Genomic DNA, 17,797 nt, shown 5'->3' on the forward strand with positions numbered 1-17,797 from the left:
ATTCAAAGCCTACCAAAACGGTGGTTGCCGACCGTCTATCTGAGCGTCAACCAAGGGGCAGCAGTCCACAGTGCGGGGTTGCTGCCGCTGCAAGCCAAGGCTTCACTTTCTGATCGGCGGTGCGCAACCACTGCTCGACGCTCGGCAACGCACCGCCACCAGACCCGCTGCCAGCAGCGAAAGCAACGCCAGCGCCCAGGGGCCGAGCGCGGGGATGGCCTGCGGGGCCAGCAGCACGGGCAGGCCGGGGTCGGTGATCTGGTTGGGCACGGAATCGCTGTCACCCACGCCGCCATCGGCCAGGGTGAAGGTCACGCTCAGGCCGTCGGGTGCAAACTGCGCGCCGGGCAGCGCATACCAGTGCGGCTGCGCGCAGGCAGCGCCGGTGCAGCCCAGCCCGTCGGGGCTGGGGCCGTATTTGTAATAAACGGCCCCCTGCGGCACTGGCGTGGTGAAGTGCACGGTCACCTGTGCATCTGCATTGCCAGCGACACGCCCCAGCACCAGGCCCAGCGGCGCGTGCACCGCACGCACATGGGACGGCAAGGGCGCGGGCAAGGTGGAGGCAAAGGCGGCGCTGCTGATCTCCCAGCCGTTCGCTCCATCCACCTCCACCGCCCCCAGATTGCCGTTGCCCCCCGCACCCTGCCACGGTGCGCTGCACTGCTGCGCTGCGCCGCCATATTCACCGCTGCACTGCCATTTGTATTGGCCGCCAGCGGATAGCACGGTCCCTGGCGTACCCGTGGCGCACAGATTCGCGCTGGGCTTGAAGGCCACAGCGCCGTTGGCCGCTGAGCCGCAGGTGGCATCGACCGGGTCGTGGGTGAACGTGGCCGAAACGCTGCGCGGACTGGTCACGTTGGTGAGCTGGCATGCTCCCGTGCCCGCGCAATCGCCCGACCAACTGGTGAAGTGATAGCCCGTACCAGGCGTGGCGGTGCAGCTTGCGTCCTGGCCGTGGGTGACGGGGTTGGGTGTGCAGGTGACTGTGCCGTTGGTGGTCGCGGGGGTGATGCTGATGGGGTATGTGTTCAGCGCGAAGGTGGCACCCACGCTGCGCGGGCTGGTCACGTTGGTGAGCTGGCATGCACCCGCCCCCGCGCAATCGCCTGACCAACTGGTGAAGTGATAGCCCGTATCGGGCGTGGCGGTGCAGCTTGCGACCTGGCCGTGGGTCACGGGGTTGGGCGTGCAGGTGACCGTGCCGTTGGTGGCGGCGGGGGCGATGCTGATGGGATAGGTGTTCAGCGCGAAGGTGGCACTCACGCTGCGCGGGCTGGTCACGTTGGTGAGCTGGCATGCCCCCGCCCCTGCGCAATCGCCCGACCAACTGGTGAAGTGGTAGCCCGTATCGGGCGTGGCGGTGCAGCTTGCGGCCTGGCCGTGGGTCACGGGGTTGGGCGTGCAGGTGACCGTGCCATTGGCCGGGGCGGGGACGATGCCGATGGAATAGGTGTTGAGCGCGAAGGTGGCACCCACGCTGCGCGGGCTGGTCACGTTGGTGAGCTGGCATGCTCCCGTGCCCGTGCAATCGCCTGACCAACTGGTGAAGTGATAGCCCGTATCGGGCGTAGCGGTGCAGCTTGCGTCCTGGCCGTGGGTCACGGGGTTGGGCGTGCAGGTGACCGTGCCGTTGACGGCGGCGGGGGTGGCGATGGAGTGGGTGTTGGGCGTGAAGGTGGCCGAGACGGTGCGCGACGCGGTCACGCTGGTGAACTGGCATGCCCCCGTGCCCGTGCAATCGCCCGACCAACTGGTGAAGTGGTAGCCCGCATCGGGCGTGGCGGTGCAGCTTGCATCCTGGCCGTGGGTGACGGGGTTGGGCGTACAGGTGACTGTGCCGTTGGCCGGGGCGGGGACGATGCCGATGGAATAGGTGTTGAGTACAAATGTGGCCCCCACGCTGCGCGGGCTGGTCACGTTGTAGAGAATGCACGCGCTGGCAGTGCCCGTGCAATCGCCCGACCAATGGGTGAAGTGGTAGCCCATCGCGGGCGAGGCGACGCAGATGGTGTCTTGCCCATGGGGCACGGGGTTGGCCGTGCAGTTCACGCTGCCGCCGGTGACGGCAGGGGTGGCGATGGCGTAGGTAATCGGCGCGAAGGTGGCTCCCACGCTGTGCGCGCTGGTCACGTTGGTGAACTGGCATGCACCCGTGCCCGCGCAATCGCCCGTCCAGCCGGTGAACTGAAAGCCCGTTTGCGGCGTGGCAGTGCAGCCAGCGGCCTGGCCGTGGGGCACGGGGTTGGGCGTGCAAGACATGCTCCCGCCCGTGGTGGCAGTGGTAGTGATGGCGTAGGTGATGAGCGTCGTGTTGGCAGAGACGGTGGTAGCCCCGAGCACCACGGGCTGGCAAGCCCCCGTGCCGCTGCAGGCGCCGCCCCAGCCGCTGAAGGGGCGGGCGACAGGGTCGTGCACCGTGGCCGTGCAGGTGGCGCTGGAGCCATGGGTCACGGGGTTCGGGGTGCACTGTGCGCTGGCAATGCCCGCATCCGTGTTGACTGTCACCATGTACTGGCGCGGTGCCAGGCAAGCGGCCGTGGTGCCGCCGCTGATGCCCGCGCAATTCCAGCGGAAGGCATCGGACGCGGCAGACTGGTTGGTGGCCGAACCGGCGCTGCACAAGAGGGTTGGCAAGGTGAGCGAAGGCGCAGTGCTGCCACACGCGCCATTGGTGGGCGGCGGGGCGAAGGTGGCGCTGATGGTGCAATTGCCGGTAATGGTCGCAGTGGTGTAGGTGTTGCCCGCAAGCGATCCGCCGCAGCCGCTGACCTGCACCGTATAGCCCGGTGGCGTGGTGAGCGTGAAGCTGGCCTGCTGCCCCGCCGCTACATCGCGCCCCGCCTCGATGCTGCCGCCGCCCGTGGCCTGGGAGGTAACGAGGTAGGCGCGAGGCACGGAGCATTGCGGCGAAGGGTTGCCGCCGTAGCTGCTCTGGCACACCCAGGAGAAGGAGTAGGTTTCATCCATCACGCCGCTGGTCGTGCCCACGCTGCACAGCAAGGCGTCTGGCAGATAACGGCGAGGCGTGGTGCTGCTGGCACTGCCGCACACGCCATCGAGCTGCACGGAGCCGGCCTCGACCGTCATGCCGATGGAGGTCTGCGGCTCGGCCACCCAGGCCGGCTTGTGGCTCGCGCCTGAATACCAGGTCAGCCCGTCGTTGGTGGCCGTGGTGATCTGGCGGCGGATCATGGTCTGGCCGATGCTGCGCACCACCACCCAGGCAAAGTCGCCCGCCGCCACGATGCGGTCGCCCGTGAACACGCGCATGCCCGGCGTGGCCGCGTCGGCGGTGAAGGGGGCACAGGCCGTCATGTCCACGAACGGCGTGGCGGCGCTGGCGTCGGTTGCGCACACTTGCAGCTCGAACTGGTCGATCTGGGTGAGATTCATCTTCACCTGCGTGATGCGCAGCGACTGGCTGCCAATCGGGATGCGGTTGGCCACCCACAGTTTGGTGTGGTAGCTGGAGTTGTGCTGGATGAGCCACGGGTCATTGGCGGCTGCCAGGTTGTCGAATACCGTGACTGCACCAGCAGACACTGAAGCCGCCGCCGTCAGCAGCAGCATGGCAATTCGAAGGGTAAGGGTTTTCATGGCGATGGGGTGGGTGGGTGGAGCGGTGTTCCACCCAGCCGCGATCGGCCATGAAAAATGCTTTCAGCTCTTGTGTATCAAGCGCTGAAAGCCATGTTGATGCAAGCGTGTGGCACGGGTGGATGCGCACTGCCGGCCATCTTGCGGGCGCGCAGCCCTGGCGGCTTGACTGTGCGTTCGTGCCGCGCTTGACTGGACGTTTCGCAAGCCTCACTCCCCAAAAAAGGGGCGTTCCCCTCCCTACCCGCGCTATCATCCGCCCCGGCCCCCTGTCCCGGGGCTGATGCTTCAAAACATCCGTCGTATAGCGGTTGAGCCTTCCCGAAAGAAGGCCTCGTCACGTCTGAACACCTGGTAAGTGGGCTCCCGCCCGCTCGTCCAAACGGTTACGGGCGGGATGGGGCTGTCCGCAAGGCTGCCCGCACGTCTATGCGCGTGTTTTGAACATCCCGTCCACCTTTTCCGTGCTTCAAAACACGGGGCTGGTGGTTTCAAATCTCGCATAGGAGTACGGAACCATGAACGCCGTTTCTCTCGCTGTCACCTGCGCGCCCTCTCTTGGCGCCGCCCTTTCCACACGGAGGGCCAAGGCATGAACCCCGCCCAGCCCAAATCCGCCACGGACAGCCACACCACCCGGCAACTGTCCAGCGCCCTCACCCAGGTGGACCATCTCGTGCAGCAAGGCTGTGCAGAGATCTCCTCCATCGCCCAGCTCGCCCTGGCATGGCTGGAGACGCCCAAGGGCCATCGCCACATGGACGTGGTGGCCCGCGCCCTGCAAAGCATCCGCGACAGCGCCGAGACGCTGGCCGACTACGCCGGCACCGAGGCCCAGGCCATGGGCTGCGGGTTCGAAGACGCGGCCGAGATGCGCCGCGCCGAAGCGGCCGAGGCGGCTGCCCGGGCCATGGCGCAACTGCTTGAGCGCCGGCCGGCGCCCGGGCTGGACGGCAGCAGCTGACGCGCCAGCGCGCCAGTCAGCCTGCGTTCAGCCCACACTCAGCGCCGTACTCAGCACCACAGTCAGCCCTGCGTTGCACTGGCCGCAGATTCCCAGGCACACGCCCGGGGAGAGCACGGCGATCTGCCATGGCGCGCACTTCATGGCCCGGCCTGTGTTGATGGTCCGGCCACGGGCTGCGGCGGTCATCCAGGCTCAGGCGCCCTGCGGCAGATAGCTTGGCCGGGCCGCCGTCATGCCGCGCTTGACCTGCTGGGTGAGCTCGTCGGCCAGCACTTCATCGAGCCCGGCCTCCAGTCCGTCCAGCGCGCGGCTGACGATGTCCTCGGGGCTGGACTTCGGTGCGTCAAGCCCGCGCGTGAGGTCGGTATCGACATAGGCCATGTGCAGGCCCAGCACCTGTGTCTTCTGCCCTGCAAGCTCGCTGCGCAGGGCGTTGGTAAGCGACCAGGCGGCCGACTTGCTGGCCGAGTAGGCGGCCAGTTCGCCGCCATTGACCCAGGAGGCCACCGACAGCACATTGAGCAAGGCCCCGCCGCCGTTGGCCTTGAGAACCGGCGCAAAGGCCTGGCTCATGCGCAGCACGGCGAAGAAGTTGGTCTCGAAGATGCGCCTGGCGACCTCTTCGCTGTCGGGCGCCAGAAAGCCGCCGGGCTGCGCGATGCCGGCGTTGTTGATCACCAGCGTGACGTCCGACGCCTGCGCTGCGGCGGCGGCCACGTCCTGCGGGCGGTTCACGTCCAGCTGCAGGGCATGCACGCCGGGCTGGGTGACGGTGGCGGGGTCGCGCGCGCCGGCGTAGACCTTGCGGGCGCCACGGGCAAGCAGCTCGCGTGCGAAAGCCAGGCCGATGCCGCGATTGGCACCGGTGACGAGAACAACAGCGTTTTCAATTTTCATGGAGCACTCCAGGGGTGGGGGGAAACAGATTCAACGGATCTTGATGACGACCTTGCCCTTTGCGTGGCCGGCTTCGGCATAGGCAAGGGCCTCGTTGGTGGACTCGAATGCGAAGACCTTGTCCACGACCGGGCGGATGGCGCCCGCCTCGATGAGGCGGGTGATCTCGCGCAGCTGGGCGCCGTCGGCCTTCATGAAGAGAAAGGAGTAGTCAATGCCACGGCCTCGCGCCCGCCGCCTGATGCCGGAGCTGAGCAGCCGCATCACCAGCCGCACGAATGCGGGCGCCGCGATGTTTCTGCCAAATGCGGGATCGGGCGGGCCGGAGATGGAGATCAGCTTCGCGCCGCCCTTGAGCACGCGCAGGGATTTGCCAAGCGTCTTGCCGTCCTGGCTGTTGAGCACCACGTCGTAGTCGTGCAGGACATCCTCGAAGTCCTGCGTGCGGTAGTCGATGACGACATCCGCACCCAGGCTCCTGACCAGTTCGAAGTTGGCAGCGCTTGTGGTGGTGGCAACGGTGGCGCCCAGGTGCCTGGCCAGCTGGATGGCGAACGTGCCCACGCCCCCGGAGCCAGCCTGGATGAAGACCCCTTGCCCCTTCGTCAGCTTCGCTGTCTCCACCAGTGCCTGCCAGGCCGTCAGGCCCACCAGGGGGATGGAGGCGGCCTCTTCCATCGTGAGCCCCTTGGGTTTTGGCGCCAGCGACGACTCCTTGACCGGCACGAACTCCGCGAACGTGCCGATCCGGAAATCGTCCGTGCGTGCATAGACCTCGTCACCGGGCTTGAACTGCCGCACGCGCGGGCCGGCCTTGACCACCACGCCGGCCACGTCGTGGCCCAGGATCAGGGGCAGGCGATAGGGCAGGATGAGCTTGAATTGCCCATCCTTGATCTTGGAGTCCAGCTGGTTCACGCCTGCGGCATGGACCTGGACCAGGACTTCGTCGTCACGCAGCTGCGGCTCGGGTACGTCTGCCAGCTGCAAGGCGCGGTTCGCTCCATAGCTTTCCAGAACAAATGCCTTCATGGTCTTCCTTTATATGATGATCATCATATGTAACGGCAAAAAAAATCCTGGCACATGCACTGGGCATGCGCCATCACTGGTTGGCTGGCGCCAGGTGCTTGAGTGCTGCCTCGCGCAGGCTGTCGGACAGGGCCGGATCATCCACCGCCCGAGCCAGCAGCAGGCTGCCGACCATGGTGGACAAGGTGACGAGAGCGCGCTCGTGGGCACCGGGCTGCCCCCAGTCCGGTGATTGGCGGGTGATGAGATCGACCATTTCCTTGATGTGGCCCGTGGCCACGCGGCGCACCTCCGGCGCCTGGCGCGAGGTCTCGGAACCCAGGGCCGCCAGGGGGCAGCCCACCTCGGCGCGCTGGACATGTTCCTTGGAAAGATAGGTGGCCAGCATGGCATGCAGTGCCATGCCGGGCGGCGCCTTGGCCACCACGTCGGCGACGGCGGCACAGGACTCCGCGCAGGCCTTGCCCGCCGCTTCCGCCAGCATGGCATCGCGCGAGGCGAAGTGGGCGTAGAAGGCGCCATGCGTCAGGCCCGCCTCCTTCATGATGTCCGCCACCCCGGTGCCGCCATAGCCGCTGCGGCGGATGGCACGCGCCGCCACGGAGACGATGCGCTCATGCGTGGCCTCCTTGGCGGAAGCCCGGGTGCTGGAATTGGTGTTTCGCATGATGGTCATCATACATTGTTTGCGCCATGCACGCGCCGCAGATGGGACATCCGCCCGCAGCCATTGCATGGACAATCCCGGCATGTCTGCTGCTGCTTCACACCACAATCCATCCCGCCCCGTGCTCATTGCCGGCGGCGGCATCGGTGGCATGGCCACTGCCCTCACGCTGCACCAGATCGGCGTGCCCTGCATCGTGTTCGAGTCGGTGGCGCAGTTGCAGCCGCTGGGCGTGGGCATCAACCTGCAGCCGAACGCGGTGCGGGAACTGCATGACCTGGGTTTCGGCAACGATGTGCTGGACACCATCGGCCTGCAGGCCCGGGAATGGGCGCTGGTCGGGCGCAACGGCAACGAGGTGTATGCCGAGCCGCGCGGGCTGCAGGCCGGCTACCGCTGGCCGCAGTACGCGGTGCACCGCGGGCAGCTGCAGATGATGCTGTTCAACGCCGTCAGGCAGCGCCTGGGCGACGACGCCGTGCAGCTGGGCCGGCGCGTGGTGGGCTACCGGCAGGATGCCGAGGGCGTGACCGCCCTCATCGACACCCGCGATGGCCAGCGGCTGGAGGTGCAGGGCTCGCTGCTGGTGGCGGCCGATGGCCTGCACTCGGCCGTGCGCGCGCAGATGCACCCCACGCAGCCGCCCATACAGTGGGGCGGCGCCATCATGTGGCGCGGCACCACGCCCGGGGTGCCGGTGCGCACCGGCGCATCCTTCGTGGGCGTGGGCTCGCTGCGCCATCGCGTGGTGCTGTACCCCATCACGCCGCCGGACCCCGTCACGGGCCTGGCCACCATCAACTGGATCGCCGAGATCACGGTGGACAACCAGGGCGGCTGGCGGCAGGGCGACTGGAACCGGCGCGTGGCGCTGGAGGAATTCATCCACCACTTCGACGGCTGGGACTACGGCTGGCTGGACGTGCCGGCCATGCTGCGCGGCGCCACGGATGTCTTCGAGTACCCCATGATCGACCGCGACCCCGTGCCCACCTGGGTGGACGGCCGCGTGGCCTTGCTGGGCGATGCGGCGCATGTGATGTACCCGGTGGGCTCCAACGGCGCCAGCCAGGCCATCGTGGACGCGCGCGTGCTGGGTGCACAGTTCCTTGCCCACGGCGTGGGCCCGCAGGCGCTGCGCGCCTATGACGACAAGCTGTGCAAGGACCTCTCGGCGCTGGTGCTGCGCAACCGGGGGGCCGGCCCCTTCGGCCTGCTGGGGCTGGTGGACGAGCGCTGCGGCGGCGTCTTCGACGACATCGACGAGGTGCTGCCACGCGAGGAGCGCGAGGGCTTCATGGCCCGGTACAAGGCCGCTGCCGGCTTTGCGATCGAGACGCTCAACGCCGCGCCCCCCACCATTGCGCCGGGGCAGCGCGTGGCCGGGGCCTGAGCCCTTGTGCGGCGGCAAGGGCCGCGAGTCGCCATAATCGGCCCTTGCCCCTGGCAGCCATCCCCAGATTTACATCACAGACCCAGCAGGAAGACCCCATGCCGATCCAATCCATTCTGAAATCCACCGTGGTGGCACTGGCGATCGTGGGCAGCGGTTCGCTCTTTGCGCAGGGCGCGCCCCTGAACACAGCGGCGTTCGACGCCCTGATTGCGCAAGGCCCCGTCGCCGACGCCGCGACCATCGCATCGAGCACCTGGGCCAGCAAGATCAAGCAGGCCGGCACGCTGCGCCTGGGCAGCACCCAGACCTCCAATCTGTTTTCCCTGCTCAACGAGAAGGACGGCAAGATCCGCGGCTTCGACGCAGGCCTGGCCCAGCTGCTCACGCGCTACATCCTGGGCGATGCGTCCAAGTACCAGTTCGCGCAGGTCACCTCGTCCACGCGCGAGCAGGTGCTGATCAACAACCAGGCGGACATGGTGATTGCCACCTACTCCATCACCCCCGCCCGTGCCGAGAAGATCTCGTTTGCCGGCCCCTACTACACCTCGCAGGCCGGGGTGCTGGTCAAGGCAAGCAACAAGACCGTGCAGTCGTACAGCGATCTGGGCGGCAAGAAGGTCGCCACGCAGGCCGGCTCCACGGGGCCTGCCATCCTGGCGCAGCACGCGCCCAAGGCGGTCGTGCAGGAGTTCCAGACGCACCAGGAAGCGCTGGACTCCCTGCGCCAGGGCCGCGTGGACGCCTATGTGACCGACTACACCCTGCTGCTCAACACCCTGAGCCTGGGCACCGGCGACGCGCGGCTGGCGGGCGCGCCCTTCGGCACGCAGGATTCCTATGGCATCGGCCTGCCCAAGGGCTCGGACGGCGTGGCCTTCATCAATGCCTTCCTGAAGAAAATCGAAGCCGACGGCACCTGGGCCAAGCTGTGGACCATCTCCATCGGCCAGCGCACCGGCAGCACGGCCGTTCCCACGCCGCCCGCCCTGCCCTGAGCGATGGGTGACGTCTTCAGACTCCTCGCCGACCACGGGCCTGCCTTCTGGCAGGCCCTCTTGCTGACCTGGAAGCTCACCGCGTTCTCGTTCCTGCCCGGCTTCCTGCTGGGCGTGGTCGTCACGGTGCTCAGGTTGCTTCCGCTGCCGCCGCTGCGCTTCGTGCTGACGGGCTACGTCGAGATCTTCCGCAACATCCCCAGCGTGGCGCTGCTGATCTTCATCGTGTTCGCGCTGCCCGATCTCAACGTCGTGATCGACTATGAGCCCAGCGTGGTCCTGGCCCTGGCGCTGGTGTGTTCCGCGTTCACGGCGGACTATCTGCGCGCGGGCATCAACACCATCGCCGGCAGCCAGATCGAGGCCGCGCTCAGCCTGGGCATGCGGCCCATGCAGATCATCTCGGCCGTGGTGCTGCCGCAGGCGCTGCGCTCGGTGGTGCAGCCCATGACGTCGCTGCTCATTGCGCTGATGCTGTCCACCTCGCTGGCATCCCAGGTGCCGCTGGCGGGCCGGGAACTCACCTCGCTCGTGTCCAAGATCGCCAACGACTCCGCTGCCGGCATGGCCGCCTTCGCCGTGGCCGCCGCGATGTACGTGGCCACCGGATTGCTGATCGCCTGGGCGGGCGCCATCCTGGAAAAGAAGCTGCGGATACTGCGATGAGCCGTTCTCTGGAAGACATTCTGTTTGGCGCACCCAGCCCGCAGGCCCAGCGGGTCACGCAGGTGGCCAGCCTGATCGCGGCGGCCCTGCTGCTGGCGCTGGCCGCGGGCATCGCGCTGCGCTTTCATTCGGCAGGCCAGCTCGAGGCCCGGTTCTGGGAATTCTTCGCCTGGCCCACCACCTGGGCCTTTCTGGCCAAGGGCCTGCTCGGCACGCTGGCATCGTCGGCCATGGCCGCCGTGATTGCGCTGGCCCTGGGGCTGGTGCTGCTGGCGGGGCGCCTGGCGCGGCCCCGCATCGTGCGCTGGCCCAGCGTCGCCGTCATCGAATTCCTGCGCGGCACGCCCACGCTGCTGCTGATCTATGTGTGCTTTCTGGTGCTGCCCGCCGCCGGCATCAAGCTGAGCACCTACTGGATGCTGACCCTGCCCATAGGCCTGAGCACCGCCGCCGTGGTGGCCGAGGTCTACCGCGCGGGCGTGCTTGCCGTGCCACGCGGCCAGACCGATGCCGCGCGAAGCCTGGGACTGACCGAGGTCCAGGTCTTCCGGTTCGTCGTCTTCCCCCAGGCGGTGCGCTTCATCGTGCCGGCGCTGGTCGCGCAACTGGTCATCGTGGTCAAGGACACCACCTTCGGCTACATCGTCACCTACGGCGAGCTCATGCAGAACGCCAAGGTGCTCATTGCCAACTACCACGCGCTGGTGCCCGTGTACCTTGTGGTGGCGGTGCTCTACTGCCTTGTGAACTACGCGATATCCAGGGCGAGCAGGCGGCTGAACCGGCCCGTGCACTGAGGCCCGCCAGTGCCTGCCCTCAGGGAAGGCTCAGATCCATGCCGAGCATCCTGGCAAGGCCGAAGGTGAAGGCCAGCACGCACAGCAGCAGCAGCGTGAAGACGGCAGCGATCTTGCCGCCCGCAATGAGCAGCTCGCGCCTGTCCGCCCCCTTCTTCTTGCCTTGGTCGTAATGCCACTTGATGGCGAAGAACATGGCCGTGCCGAACACGAGCGCCTTGAACGTGACGAAGACTACGGGGATCCAATCGATCATTTTGAGAACTTCCAGCCAATGACTTGGCACTGTCCACGGTGGGGAGCCCCCCTCCCGGACATGAGAGGCAGAGCGTCAGCGACGGCCATGCAAGCACGGTGCTGCCACACCTTGTGGCGCATACTACCCAAAAGCAATTTCCATACATGGACCCCAACATCGCTGCTGAAAACCATGCAAGATGACTCTTTGCCAAGCTGGCTGCCGCGCCTTGCCGTGCAGCGCGGCCCCCGTTTTCTGCAGATTGCGGATGCCTTGCAGGCAGCGGTGGCGGACGGATCGCTGAAACCGGGTGACCGCCTGCCTCCGCAGCGCCTGCTGGCAGCGCAGCTGGATGTGGACCTGACGACCATCACCCGCGCCTACGACGAGGCCCGGCGGCGCCACCTGCTGGAGGGACGCGGCGCGCGAGGCACCTATGTCGCGGCGCCGAAGGTCGAATGGAGCTCGGTGCTCGACCTGAGCATGAACACCCCGCCACCGCCCGAGGGCGTGGACTTCGACGACATGCTCAAACAGGGCTTGTCGCAGGTATTGATGAGGGCCGATGCCCAGCTGCTGATGACCTACCACCTGGGCGGGGGCAGCGATTCCGACCGCAAGGCCGCAGCCCAATGGCTGGAGCCGATGTTTGGAAGTCTGGATGACCGGCAGATCGTTGTCTGCCCCGGGGCGCAGGCGGCGATCGCCGCCCTGATTCTTGCGCTGACCGCGCCGGGCGACGTGATCCTGGCGGAGCCCGCCAGCTATCCCGGCCTGCGTGCCGCAGCGGCCCAGTTCGGCCGGCGCATCCTGGCGGTGCAGGCGGACAGGCAGGGGATGGTGCCGGAGATGCTGGAGCAGGCCTGCCGCGAGCACAGGCCGGCGCTGGTCTACCTCAATCCGACACTGCAGAACCCGACCGCCATCACCATGTCGGAAGGCCGGCGCAAGCAGCTGGCCAGCGTGGCCAGGCGCTGCCAGGTGCGCATCGTCGAGGACGACCCCTACTGGCTGCTGGCCGACGCCCCGCCGCCGCCCATTGCCGCATTCGCCCCGCAGCAGGTGTACTACATCTCGACCCTGTCCAAATGCCTGACGCCCGGCCTGCGCGTGGCCTTCGTGCTCATGCGCGACCCGCATGAACGCCAGCGCTTCCTGGTGGCGCTCAGGTCCTTTGCGCTGATGGCCACCCCCGTGACGGCCGCGCTGGCCACGCAGTGGATCCTCGATGGTTCGGCCGGGCAATTGATGGACGGCGTGCGCAAGGAGGCGCGCCTGCGCCACCGGATGGCCAGGGACATCCTGGCGGGGCGGTACAGCGGCGCCGGAGACGGCCTGCATGTATGGCTGGAGCTGCCGGGGTACTGGACTAGCGCTCAGCTGGCACGTGCCGCCGACAGCGAGGGCATCGCCGTCACGCCCGCGCAGGCATTCGCCACCGGCAGCGAATCCGTGAATGCCATCCGCATCTCCCTGGGCAGCATCAAGGACCGTGGACGCCTGCACGCCGGTCTTCAACGGCTGTCCCATCTGCTTGCACGGCTGCCGGAGTCGTTCAGCGCTGCCGTGGTGTAGCCGCGCCGGTCGCGGGAGCGCGGCTTGCGGCCGCAATCGCAGCCGCAATCGCGAGCGCAGCCACGACCAGCACTGCCGCGACTGCGAACGTGATCCGCATCGCGTGGGCAATGGCCCCGGGATGCGCCGCGGCGATGTCGGCCGTCCCTGACGCGAACGCGAACACCATCCCCATCACGGATGCCCCGGTGACGAGCCCGAGGTTGCGCGACAGCCCGAGCATGCCCGACATCACGCCACGCTGGTCCGCAGCGACATCGGCCATGACGGCCGTGTTGTTGGCGGCCTGGAACAGCTGGTAGCCAGGGGTCAGGACGGCGATGGCGGCAACGTAGCCCGCAACACCGAACATCGCCGCAAGCACGGACAGGGCGAATGCGCCCGCCGCCAGGGCGATGAGTCCGGCGATGACCATGGGGGCAGCGCCCAGGCGATCGACGACACGGCCGGCCGGGACACCGCTCAGGATGGCGATGAACGGGCCCACCGACATCACGAGCCCGACCGTGGTTTCGTCAAGCCCGAGCCCGCGAGACAGATAGAACGGCCCGACCACCAGCGTCGCCATCATCACCGTCGAGACGAGCGCATTCATGGCCAGGCTCGCGCTGAAGCCCGGATCGCGGAACCGCTCCAATCGGATCAATGGCGATGCGGCTGCCGCCTGGGCCCTCGCGAAGAGCACGACGCCGAAGGCCGCGGCCGACAGCAAAGCCCCGTTGAGCGAACCGAAGCTTGCGCGCCCCAGCGTCATGGCGAGTGCATAGGCCACAAGCGTCAGAGCGAGCAGCAAGGTGCCCAGGTGGTCGAAGCGCGCCCGATCCGCCTGCGCCCCTTGGCGATGCACGGGCAGGTATCGATGCGCGAGAAGGAATGTCAGGACGCCCAGCGGCAGGTTGATGAGGAAGATGGCCCGCCAGCCGGGTCCGGCGATCAGATATCCGCCGAGTGCTGGACCGAGGGTGGTGCCCATCGCGGACATCGTTCCGAGCAGGCCCATCGCGCTACCGGTCCTCGCCTTCGGAACCGTCTCGGCGACCAGCGCCATGGAGAGGGCCATCATGATGGCCGCGCCCAGGCCCTGCACCGCCCGGGCGGCAATCAGCAGCCAGAGATTGGGAGCCAGGCCGCAAAGGACCGAGGCCAGCGTGAACAGGACGATGCCGGCCAGCAGCAGCCGTCGGCGGCCCAGGACATCGCCAAGCCGGCCGGCGCTGACGGTCAGGGCGGTGATGGCCAGCAGATAGGCCAGGACGATCCACTGGACCTGCTGGAAGGACGCGTTGAACGCCTGCGCGAAGGTGGGCAATCCCACGTTGGCGATGCTGGTGCCCAGCGAGGACAGCAGCATGGACAGCGAAAGGCTGGCCAGCACCCACCGGACCGGCGGCCCCTGTTGCACACTGCCGGCCCCTGCCCCACCTGTTCCGGCACCGATCGGTTTCGACGTGGACTTCATCTTTGGCGACTCCCATATTCAAGTTCTCAGGAGCCTAGTGCCGCGCCTGGCATGGCGGAAGGCGCACTGCTCTCACTTTATTCATGCGTTTGACGCCATGTCGCTACCCGCTGTGCTACGGTCAATCCATGCCGAAGCCCGATCTCAACCTGCTTGTCACCCTGGATGTGCTCCTTGCGGAGGGAAACGTTGCGCGCGCGGCCCAGCGGTTGCGGCTGAGCCCGTCGGCAATGAGCCGGGCGCTGGCGCGGCTGCGTGAGACCACCGGCGATCCGCTGCTGGTCAGGGCCGGGCGGGGTCTCGTTCCCACACCGCGAGCGCTTGAGCTGCGCGATCGGGTCAGCCAGCTGGTGCAGGACACGGAAGCTGTTCTGCGCCCTGCCGGGCAGCCCGACCTCGGACAACTGGTGCGCACGTTCACGCTGCGCACCAGCGAAGGCTTCGTGGAGAATTTCGGACCGGACCTCATTGCCCGCGTGGGCCAGCAAGCGCCCGGCGTACGGCTTTGCTTCGTGCAAAAGACCAACAAGGACAGCGGCCCGCTTCGCGACGGGACGGTCGACCTGGAAACCGGCGTTGTCGCAAGCACGATAGGTCCGGAGGTGCGCGCGCAGGCGCTGTTCCGAGACCGTTTCATCGGCGTCGTGCGCCAGGGCCATCCGCTGAGCCAGGGCGAGATCACACCCGCGCGCTATGCGAGCGGCAGGCATATCCTGGTGTCCCGGCGGGGGCAGGAAAAGGGGCCCATTGATGAAGCCTTGAATGCGCTCGGCCTGCAGCGGCAGATCGTTGCGACCGTCGGCGGCTTTTCCAGCGCGCTGGCCCTGGCCCGCGCCAGCGACCTGATCGCCAGCGTTCCCGAACGACACACCGGCAACCTGCGCGCGCAAATGCACAGCTTCCCCCTTCCGGTCTCCATGCCGCAGATCACGGTTTCATTGCTCTGGCATCCCAGGCTGCATGCCGATGCTGCGCACCGCTGGCTGCGCGGGTGCGTACGGGAGATTTGCGCAAAGGCTGATTCGCCATGAGCGCCCGCAGCCAGCGGGCTGCCATCGCCGCTCCCATGCACCCATGCAGATACCCATGCAGATGGGCCAGCCCATCAGCAGACCAAGGCTGACCAGCGCCAGATGCAGCAGGCGCTGGAGGCCGGGATGGTTACATATGCAACAACGGGTTGCACACCTACGTGGACCGTCCCGCGCAGGCCATACCATCGTCGGCCTACAACACAGAAAGGCGCGAGGTTATGCAGGAGAGTTCTCTGGAGTGCTTCCTCTATCACAGTCAGTTGGCACCAGGGGCCGACACCACCTGCATCGCGGGCATCATCAAGACCGCACGCTCCTTCAACGGGTCGGCCGGGATCACGGGCATGCTGGTTTTCGACGGGGAACGTTTCTTTCAGTATGTCGAAGGGCCGGCACGGCAATTGGGTTTGCTGGTGGAGTCCATCTCGCGCGACGAAAGACATATCAACTTCACGCCGATGTTCCCGCAAACGCGCATTGATCAAAGACGTTTCGCCAAGTGGTCCATGGCCTATGTGATTGTGGAAGATACAGAACATCTGGGCACGATTTCCAAGCTGGAAGGCCCTGGTGCGCTGGCGAAATTGCAGGAGCTGTTGCCGCTGCTGGATGTTCAGTAATTCCTTAGGCCAAAGCGGAGCGGGATTTTCATGATGTGGGTTCACTGAGGCAGGAAATCGATGCTCACCCGTTGGACTACCGAATCCGAGAAAGAGCAACTGCTCGGACTTCAGACCGCTGAAATCCTGGACATGACCGCCAGACGGGAATTTCAGCGCATCACCCAGCTGACCAGCCAGATGTTCATGGTGCCGATTGCCATCATCACGGTTCTGGACGAGCACAGGCAATGGTTCAAGGCGCCCGTAGGTGTGGACATGGACGGCAGCCTGCGCACAGACGCCTTCTGCGACCACACCATCAGAAACGAAGGAATCATGGTGATTCCTGACACGCACCTTGACCGCAGGTTCTCAGGCAATGCGCTGGTAACCGGCCAACCGAACATCAGGTTCTATGCCGGCGTTCCCCTGATCATGAAATCCGGCCATGCCATCGGCAGCCTGTGCATCATCGATACCCGACCCAGAACCTTCTCTGAAGAGCAAGGCCGGCAACTGGCCGCCATGGCTGCGATAGTGCTGGCTCAGATCCAATACCATCACAGCATTGGAAAAGTAGACGAGGTCACGGGCTTGCACAATCGCTCGCAGCTCCAGTGCGACCTGAACAGCCTTTGCATTGTGGCCCCGCAGGAGGCACGCAGCCTGGTATTGATGGAAGCGATCAACCATTGCAGCCTGCTGGAAATGAGCAATGCGCTGGGCTTTAACTATGTCGAGCAGCTCCTGCGTGACATTGCGAAGGCCGTCACGGACATGACGGGGCCGCACGCAACCGTGTACCACGTGGGCCTGGCCAGGTTTGCATGGATCATCAGCGCGGGCAGGCAAGAAGATGAAGAGGCCCTGGTCAGACAATTGCTGAAACACCTGCAAAAGCCCATCACCAGTGCCGACCTCCGGTTCGAACTTCAGCCCCGGGCAGGCGTGGTGCGGTTCCACCTGGCCCAGGCCGAGGTCGATGATGTCATTCGCAAGGCCATGGTGTCCGTGCAGCAGGCTGGCCACGACCATCGGTCACTTCACCGCTATGAGGAGAACGAGGACAGCCGCCAGCGAAGATCCTATCGGCTATTGCGGGACTTTGGGCATGCGCTGGACAAGGGGCAGCTGCGGCTGGTGTACCAGCCCAAATTCGACAACCGCAGTTTCAGCTGCAAGGGGCTGGAGGCGCTCATCCGCTGGAAGCACCCGGAAATGGGGGAAATCCCGCCCAGCGAATTCATCCCCCTGGTGGAAGCCACGCCGTTGATCCATGGCCTGACGCGGTTCGTGATCAAAACGGCGCTGGCGCAGGTTGCGGCCTGGAAAGCGGAAAGTCTCGACCTCCAGGTCTCCATCAATGTCTCGCCGCGCAATCTGGACGAGGTCGATTTTCCGGACTACCTCAACGCCATGTGCAGTCAATATGGCGTTGCCCTGGAAAATATCGTGATCGAGTGCACCGAAAGCGATGTGCTGACAGGCCACGGCACGGTCCAGGCGCTTCAGCACATCAGAAAACTCGGAATCCAGGTCGCACTGGATGATTTTGGTGCCGCCTACTCCAATCTTGCGTCACTCAAGAATCTGCCTGCCGAGATATTGAAGATAGACCGCTCCATGGTCTGCGACGTCGATACCAATGAACGGGCGCTGGCCGTGCTCAAATCCATCATGACCATGGCCTCGGACCTTGGCTACCGCCTTGTGGCAGAAGGCGTTGACAGCGCCGAAGTCTTCGATCTGCTGGTTTCGCTGGGGTTCGATGAGATACAGGGCTACTATTTGTCGCATCCCGTACGATCATATGGTCGCTTGTGAAACAGGTGCGGGTGGGTCTGGTACCAATCTTTCATGGCCTGC

Annotated in this window: 15 protein-coding genes and 1 pseudogene; 9 read left to right on the forward strand and 7 right to left on the reverse strand. The window is 66.2% G+C overall.

The features are described 5' to 3' along the window. Nucleotides 1-102: 102 nt before the first annotated feature. On the reverse strand, nucleotides 103-3,603 hold the full coding sequence (locus PO605_RS20005; RefSeq protein WP_231574543.1) for an IPTL-CTERM sorting domain-containing protein: 3,501 nt from the start codon (nucleotides 3,601-3,603) through the stop codon (nucleotides 103-105). A 592-nt stretch (nucleotides 3,604-4,195) separates the two neighbouring features. Here PO605_RS20005 and PO605_RS20010 point away from each other — a divergent pair. Continuing rightward, nucleotides 4,196-4,567, forward strand: a complete 372-nt coding sequence (locus PO605_RS20010; protein WP_272206780.1) for a hypothetical protein — start codon at nucleotides 4,196-4,198, stop codon at nucleotides 4,565-4,567. Between the two features lie 27 nt (nucleotides 4,568-4,594). Here PO605_RS20010 and PO605_RS31045 read toward each other — a convergent pair whose 3' ends face one another. The 4 genes from PO605_RS31045 to PO605_RS20025 all read right to left on the reverse strand — a co-directional run bounded on the left by PO605_RS31045 (nucleotide 4,595) and on the right by PO605_RS20025 (nucleotide 7,178). Then, entirely contained in the window at nucleotides 4,595-4,756 is a 162-nt protein-coding gene (locus tag PO605_RS31045) for a hypothetical protein (protein ID WP_156136031.1), read from the reverse strand. Nucleotides 4,757-4,762: 6 nt separating this feature from the next. After that, the gene (locus tag PO605_RS20015) at nucleotides 4,763-5,467 is read right to left on the reverse strand and encodes an SDR family oxidoreductase (RefSeq protein WP_016446383.1); all 705 of its coding nucleotides are present in this window, start codon (nucleotides 5,465-5,467) and stop codon (nucleotides 4,763-4,765) included. A 30-nt stretch (nucleotides 5,468-5,497) separates the two neighbouring features. Further along, a complete protein-coding gene (locus tag PO605_RS20020) occupies nucleotides 5,498-6,499 on the reverse strand; it encodes an NADP-dependent oxidoreductase (RefSeq protein WP_047471568.1) in 1,002 nt (333 codons plus the stop codon). 73 nt (nucleotides 6,500-6,572) lie between these two features. After that, on the reverse strand, nucleotides 6,573-7,178 hold the full coding sequence (locus tag PO605_RS20025; RefSeq protein ID WP_047471566.1) for a TetR/AcrR family transcriptional regulator: 606 nt from the start codon (nucleotides 7,176-7,178) through the stop codon (nucleotides 6,573-6,575). Between the two features lie 70 nt (nucleotides 7,179-7,248). Between PO605_RS20025 and PO605_RS20030 the strand changes: the two genes are divergently transcribed. From PO605_RS20030 to PO605_RS20045, 4 genes are all read left to right on the forward strand, one after another. Next, nucleotides 7,249-8,559, forward strand: a complete 1,311-nt coding sequence (locus PO605_RS20030; protein WP_047327558.1) for a flavin-dependent oxidoreductase — start codon at nucleotides 7,249-7,251, stop codon at nucleotides 8,557-8,559. Nucleotides 8,560-8,657: 98 nt separating this feature from the next. Then, entirely contained in the window at nucleotides 8,658-9,560 is a 903-nt protein-coding gene (locus tag PO605_RS20035) for a glutamate ABC transporter substrate-binding protein (RefSeq protein WP_016446387.1), read from the forward strand. Nucleotides 9,561-9,563: 3 nt separating this feature from the next. Beyond that, nucleotides 9,564-10,226 (forward strand): amino acid ABC transporter permease, encoded by a 663-nt coding sequence (locus tag PO605_RS20040; protein WP_047471564.1) that lies wholly within the window; start codon nucleotides 9,564-9,566, stop codon nucleotides 10,224-10,226. Then, nucleotides 10,223-11,023, forward strand: a complete 801-nt coding sequence (locus PO605_RS20045) for an amino acid ABC transporter permease (RefSeq protein ID WP_047471562.1) — start codon at nucleotides 10,223-10,225, stop codon at nucleotides 11,021-11,023. The genes PO605_RS20040 and PO605_RS20045 overlap by 4 nt, the downstream gene beginning before the upstream one ends. A 19-nt stretch (nucleotides 11,024-11,042) precedes the next feature. Here PO605_RS20045 and PO605_RS20050 read toward each other — a convergent pair whose 3' ends face one another. Continuing rightward, complete coding sequence (locus PO605_RS20050) at nucleotides 11,043-11,279, reverse strand: hypothetical protein (protein ID WP_016446390.1); 237 nt, start codon at nucleotides 11,277-11,279, stop codon at nucleotides 11,043-11,045. 174 nt (nucleotides 11,280-11,453) lie between these two features. Here PO605_RS20050 and PO605_RS20055 point away from each other — a divergent pair, with 174 nt between their 5' ends. Continuing rightward, the gene (locus tag PO605_RS20055; protein ID WP_016446391.1) at nucleotides 11,454-12,836 is read left to right on the forward strand and encodes an aminotransferase-like domain-containing protein; all 1,383 of its coding nucleotides are present in this window, start codon (nucleotides 11,454-11,456) and stop codon (nucleotides 12,834-12,836) included. On the opposite strand, the gene PO605_RS20060 is transcribed toward PO605_RS20055, so the two are convergent. Continuing rightward, nucleotides 12,817-14,295 (reverse strand): MFS transporter, encoded by a 1,479-nt coding sequence (locus tag PO605_RS20060; RefSeq protein ID WP_047471559.1) that lies wholly within the window; start codon nucleotides 14,293-14,295, stop codon nucleotides 12,817-12,819. The two genes, PO605_RS20055 and PO605_RS20060, sit on opposite strands and share 20 nt — an antisense overlap. A 128-nt stretch (nucleotides 14,296-14,423) precedes the next feature. Here PO605_RS20060 and PO605_RS20065 point away from each other — a divergent pair, with 128 nt between their 5' ends. From PO605_RS20065 to PO605_RS20075, 3 genes and pseudogenes are all read left to right on the forward strand, one after another. After that, entirely contained in the window at nucleotides 14,424-15,326 is a 903-nt protein-coding gene (locus PO605_RS20065) for a LysR family transcriptional regulator (protein WP_016451465.1), read from the forward strand. Between the two features lie 149 nt (nucleotides 15,327-15,475). Next, nucleotides 15,476-15,949 (forward strand): BLUF domain-containing protein, encoded by a 474-nt coding sequence (locus tag PO605_RS20070; RefSeq protein ID WP_231574409.1) that lies wholly within the window; start codon nucleotides 15,476-15,478, stop codon nucleotides 15,947-15,949. Nucleotides 15,950-16,081: 132 nt separating this feature from the next. Next, nucleotides 16,082-17,671, forward strand: a pseudogene (locus tag PO605_RS20075) (EAL domain-containing protein); the annotation flags it as partial. Between the last annotated feature and the right edge of the window lie 126 nt (nucleotides 17,672-17,797).

It is taken from the genome of Delftia sp. DT-2, from assembly GCF_028401915.1.
Taxonomy (GTDB): domain Bacteria; phylum Pseudomonadota; class Gammaproteobacteria; order Burkholderiales; family Burkholderiaceae_C; genus Comamonas; species Comamonas tsuruhatensis.

Bases quoted from the DNA above. Each gene is read 5' to 3' on its own strand.
- PO605_RS20025 (WP_047471566.1), bottom strand. From the start codon at position 7,178: ATGATGACCATCATGCGAAACACCAATTCCAGCACCCGGGCTTCCGCC.
- PO605_RS20040 (WP_047471564.1), top strand. From the start codon at position 9,564: ATGGGTGACGTCTTCAGACTCCTCGCCGACCACGGGCCTGCCTTCTGG.
- PO605_RS20055 (WP_016446391.1), top strand. From the start codon at position 11,454: ATGCAAGATGACTCTTTGCCAAGCTGGCTGCCGCGCCTTGCCGTGCAG.
- PO605_RS20030 (WP_047327558.1), top strand. From the start codon at position 7,249: ATGTCTGCTGCTGCTTCACACCACAATCCATCCCGCCCCGTGCTCATT.
- PO605_RS20020 (WP_047471568.1), bottom strand. From the start codon at position 6,499: ATGAAGGCATTTGTTCTGGAAAGCTATGGAGCGAACCGCGCCTTGCAG.
- PO605_RS20045 (WP_047471562.1), top strand. From the start codon at position 10,223: ATGAGCCGTTCTCTGGAAGACATTCTGTTTGGCGCACCCAGCCCGCAG.
- PO605_RS31045 (WP_156136031.1), bottom strand. From the start codon at position 4,756: ATGACCGCCGCAGCCCGTGGCCGGACCATCAACACAGGCCGGGCCATG.
- PO605_RS20060 (WP_047471559.1), bottom strand. From the start codon at position 14,295: ATGAAGTCCACGTCGAAACCGATCGGTGCCGGAACAGGTGGGGCAGGG.
- PO605_RS20005 (WP_231574543.1), bottom strand. From the start codon at position 3,603: ATGAAAACCCTTACCCTTCGAATTGCCATGCTGCTGCTGACGGCGGCG.
- PO605_RS20015 (WP_016446383.1), bottom strand. From the start codon at position 5,467: ATGAAAATTGAAAACGCTGTTGTTCTCGTCACCGGTGCCAATCGCGGC.
- PO605_RS20010 (WP_272206780.1), top strand. From the start codon at position 4,196: ATGAACCCCGCCCAGCCCAAATCCGCCACGGACAGCCACACCACCCGG.
- PO605_RS20035 (WP_016446387.1), top strand. From the start codon at position 8,658: ATGCCGATCCAATCCATTCTGAAATCCACCGTGGTGGCACTGGCGATC.
- PO605_RS20050 (WP_016446390.1), bottom strand. From the start codon at position 11,279: ATGATCGATTGGATCCCCGTAGTCTTCGTCACGTTCAAGGCGCTCGTG.
- PO605_RS20065 (WP_016451465.1), top strand. From the start codon at position 14,424: ATGCCGAAGCCCGATCTCAACCTGCTTGTCACCCTGGATGTGCTCCTT.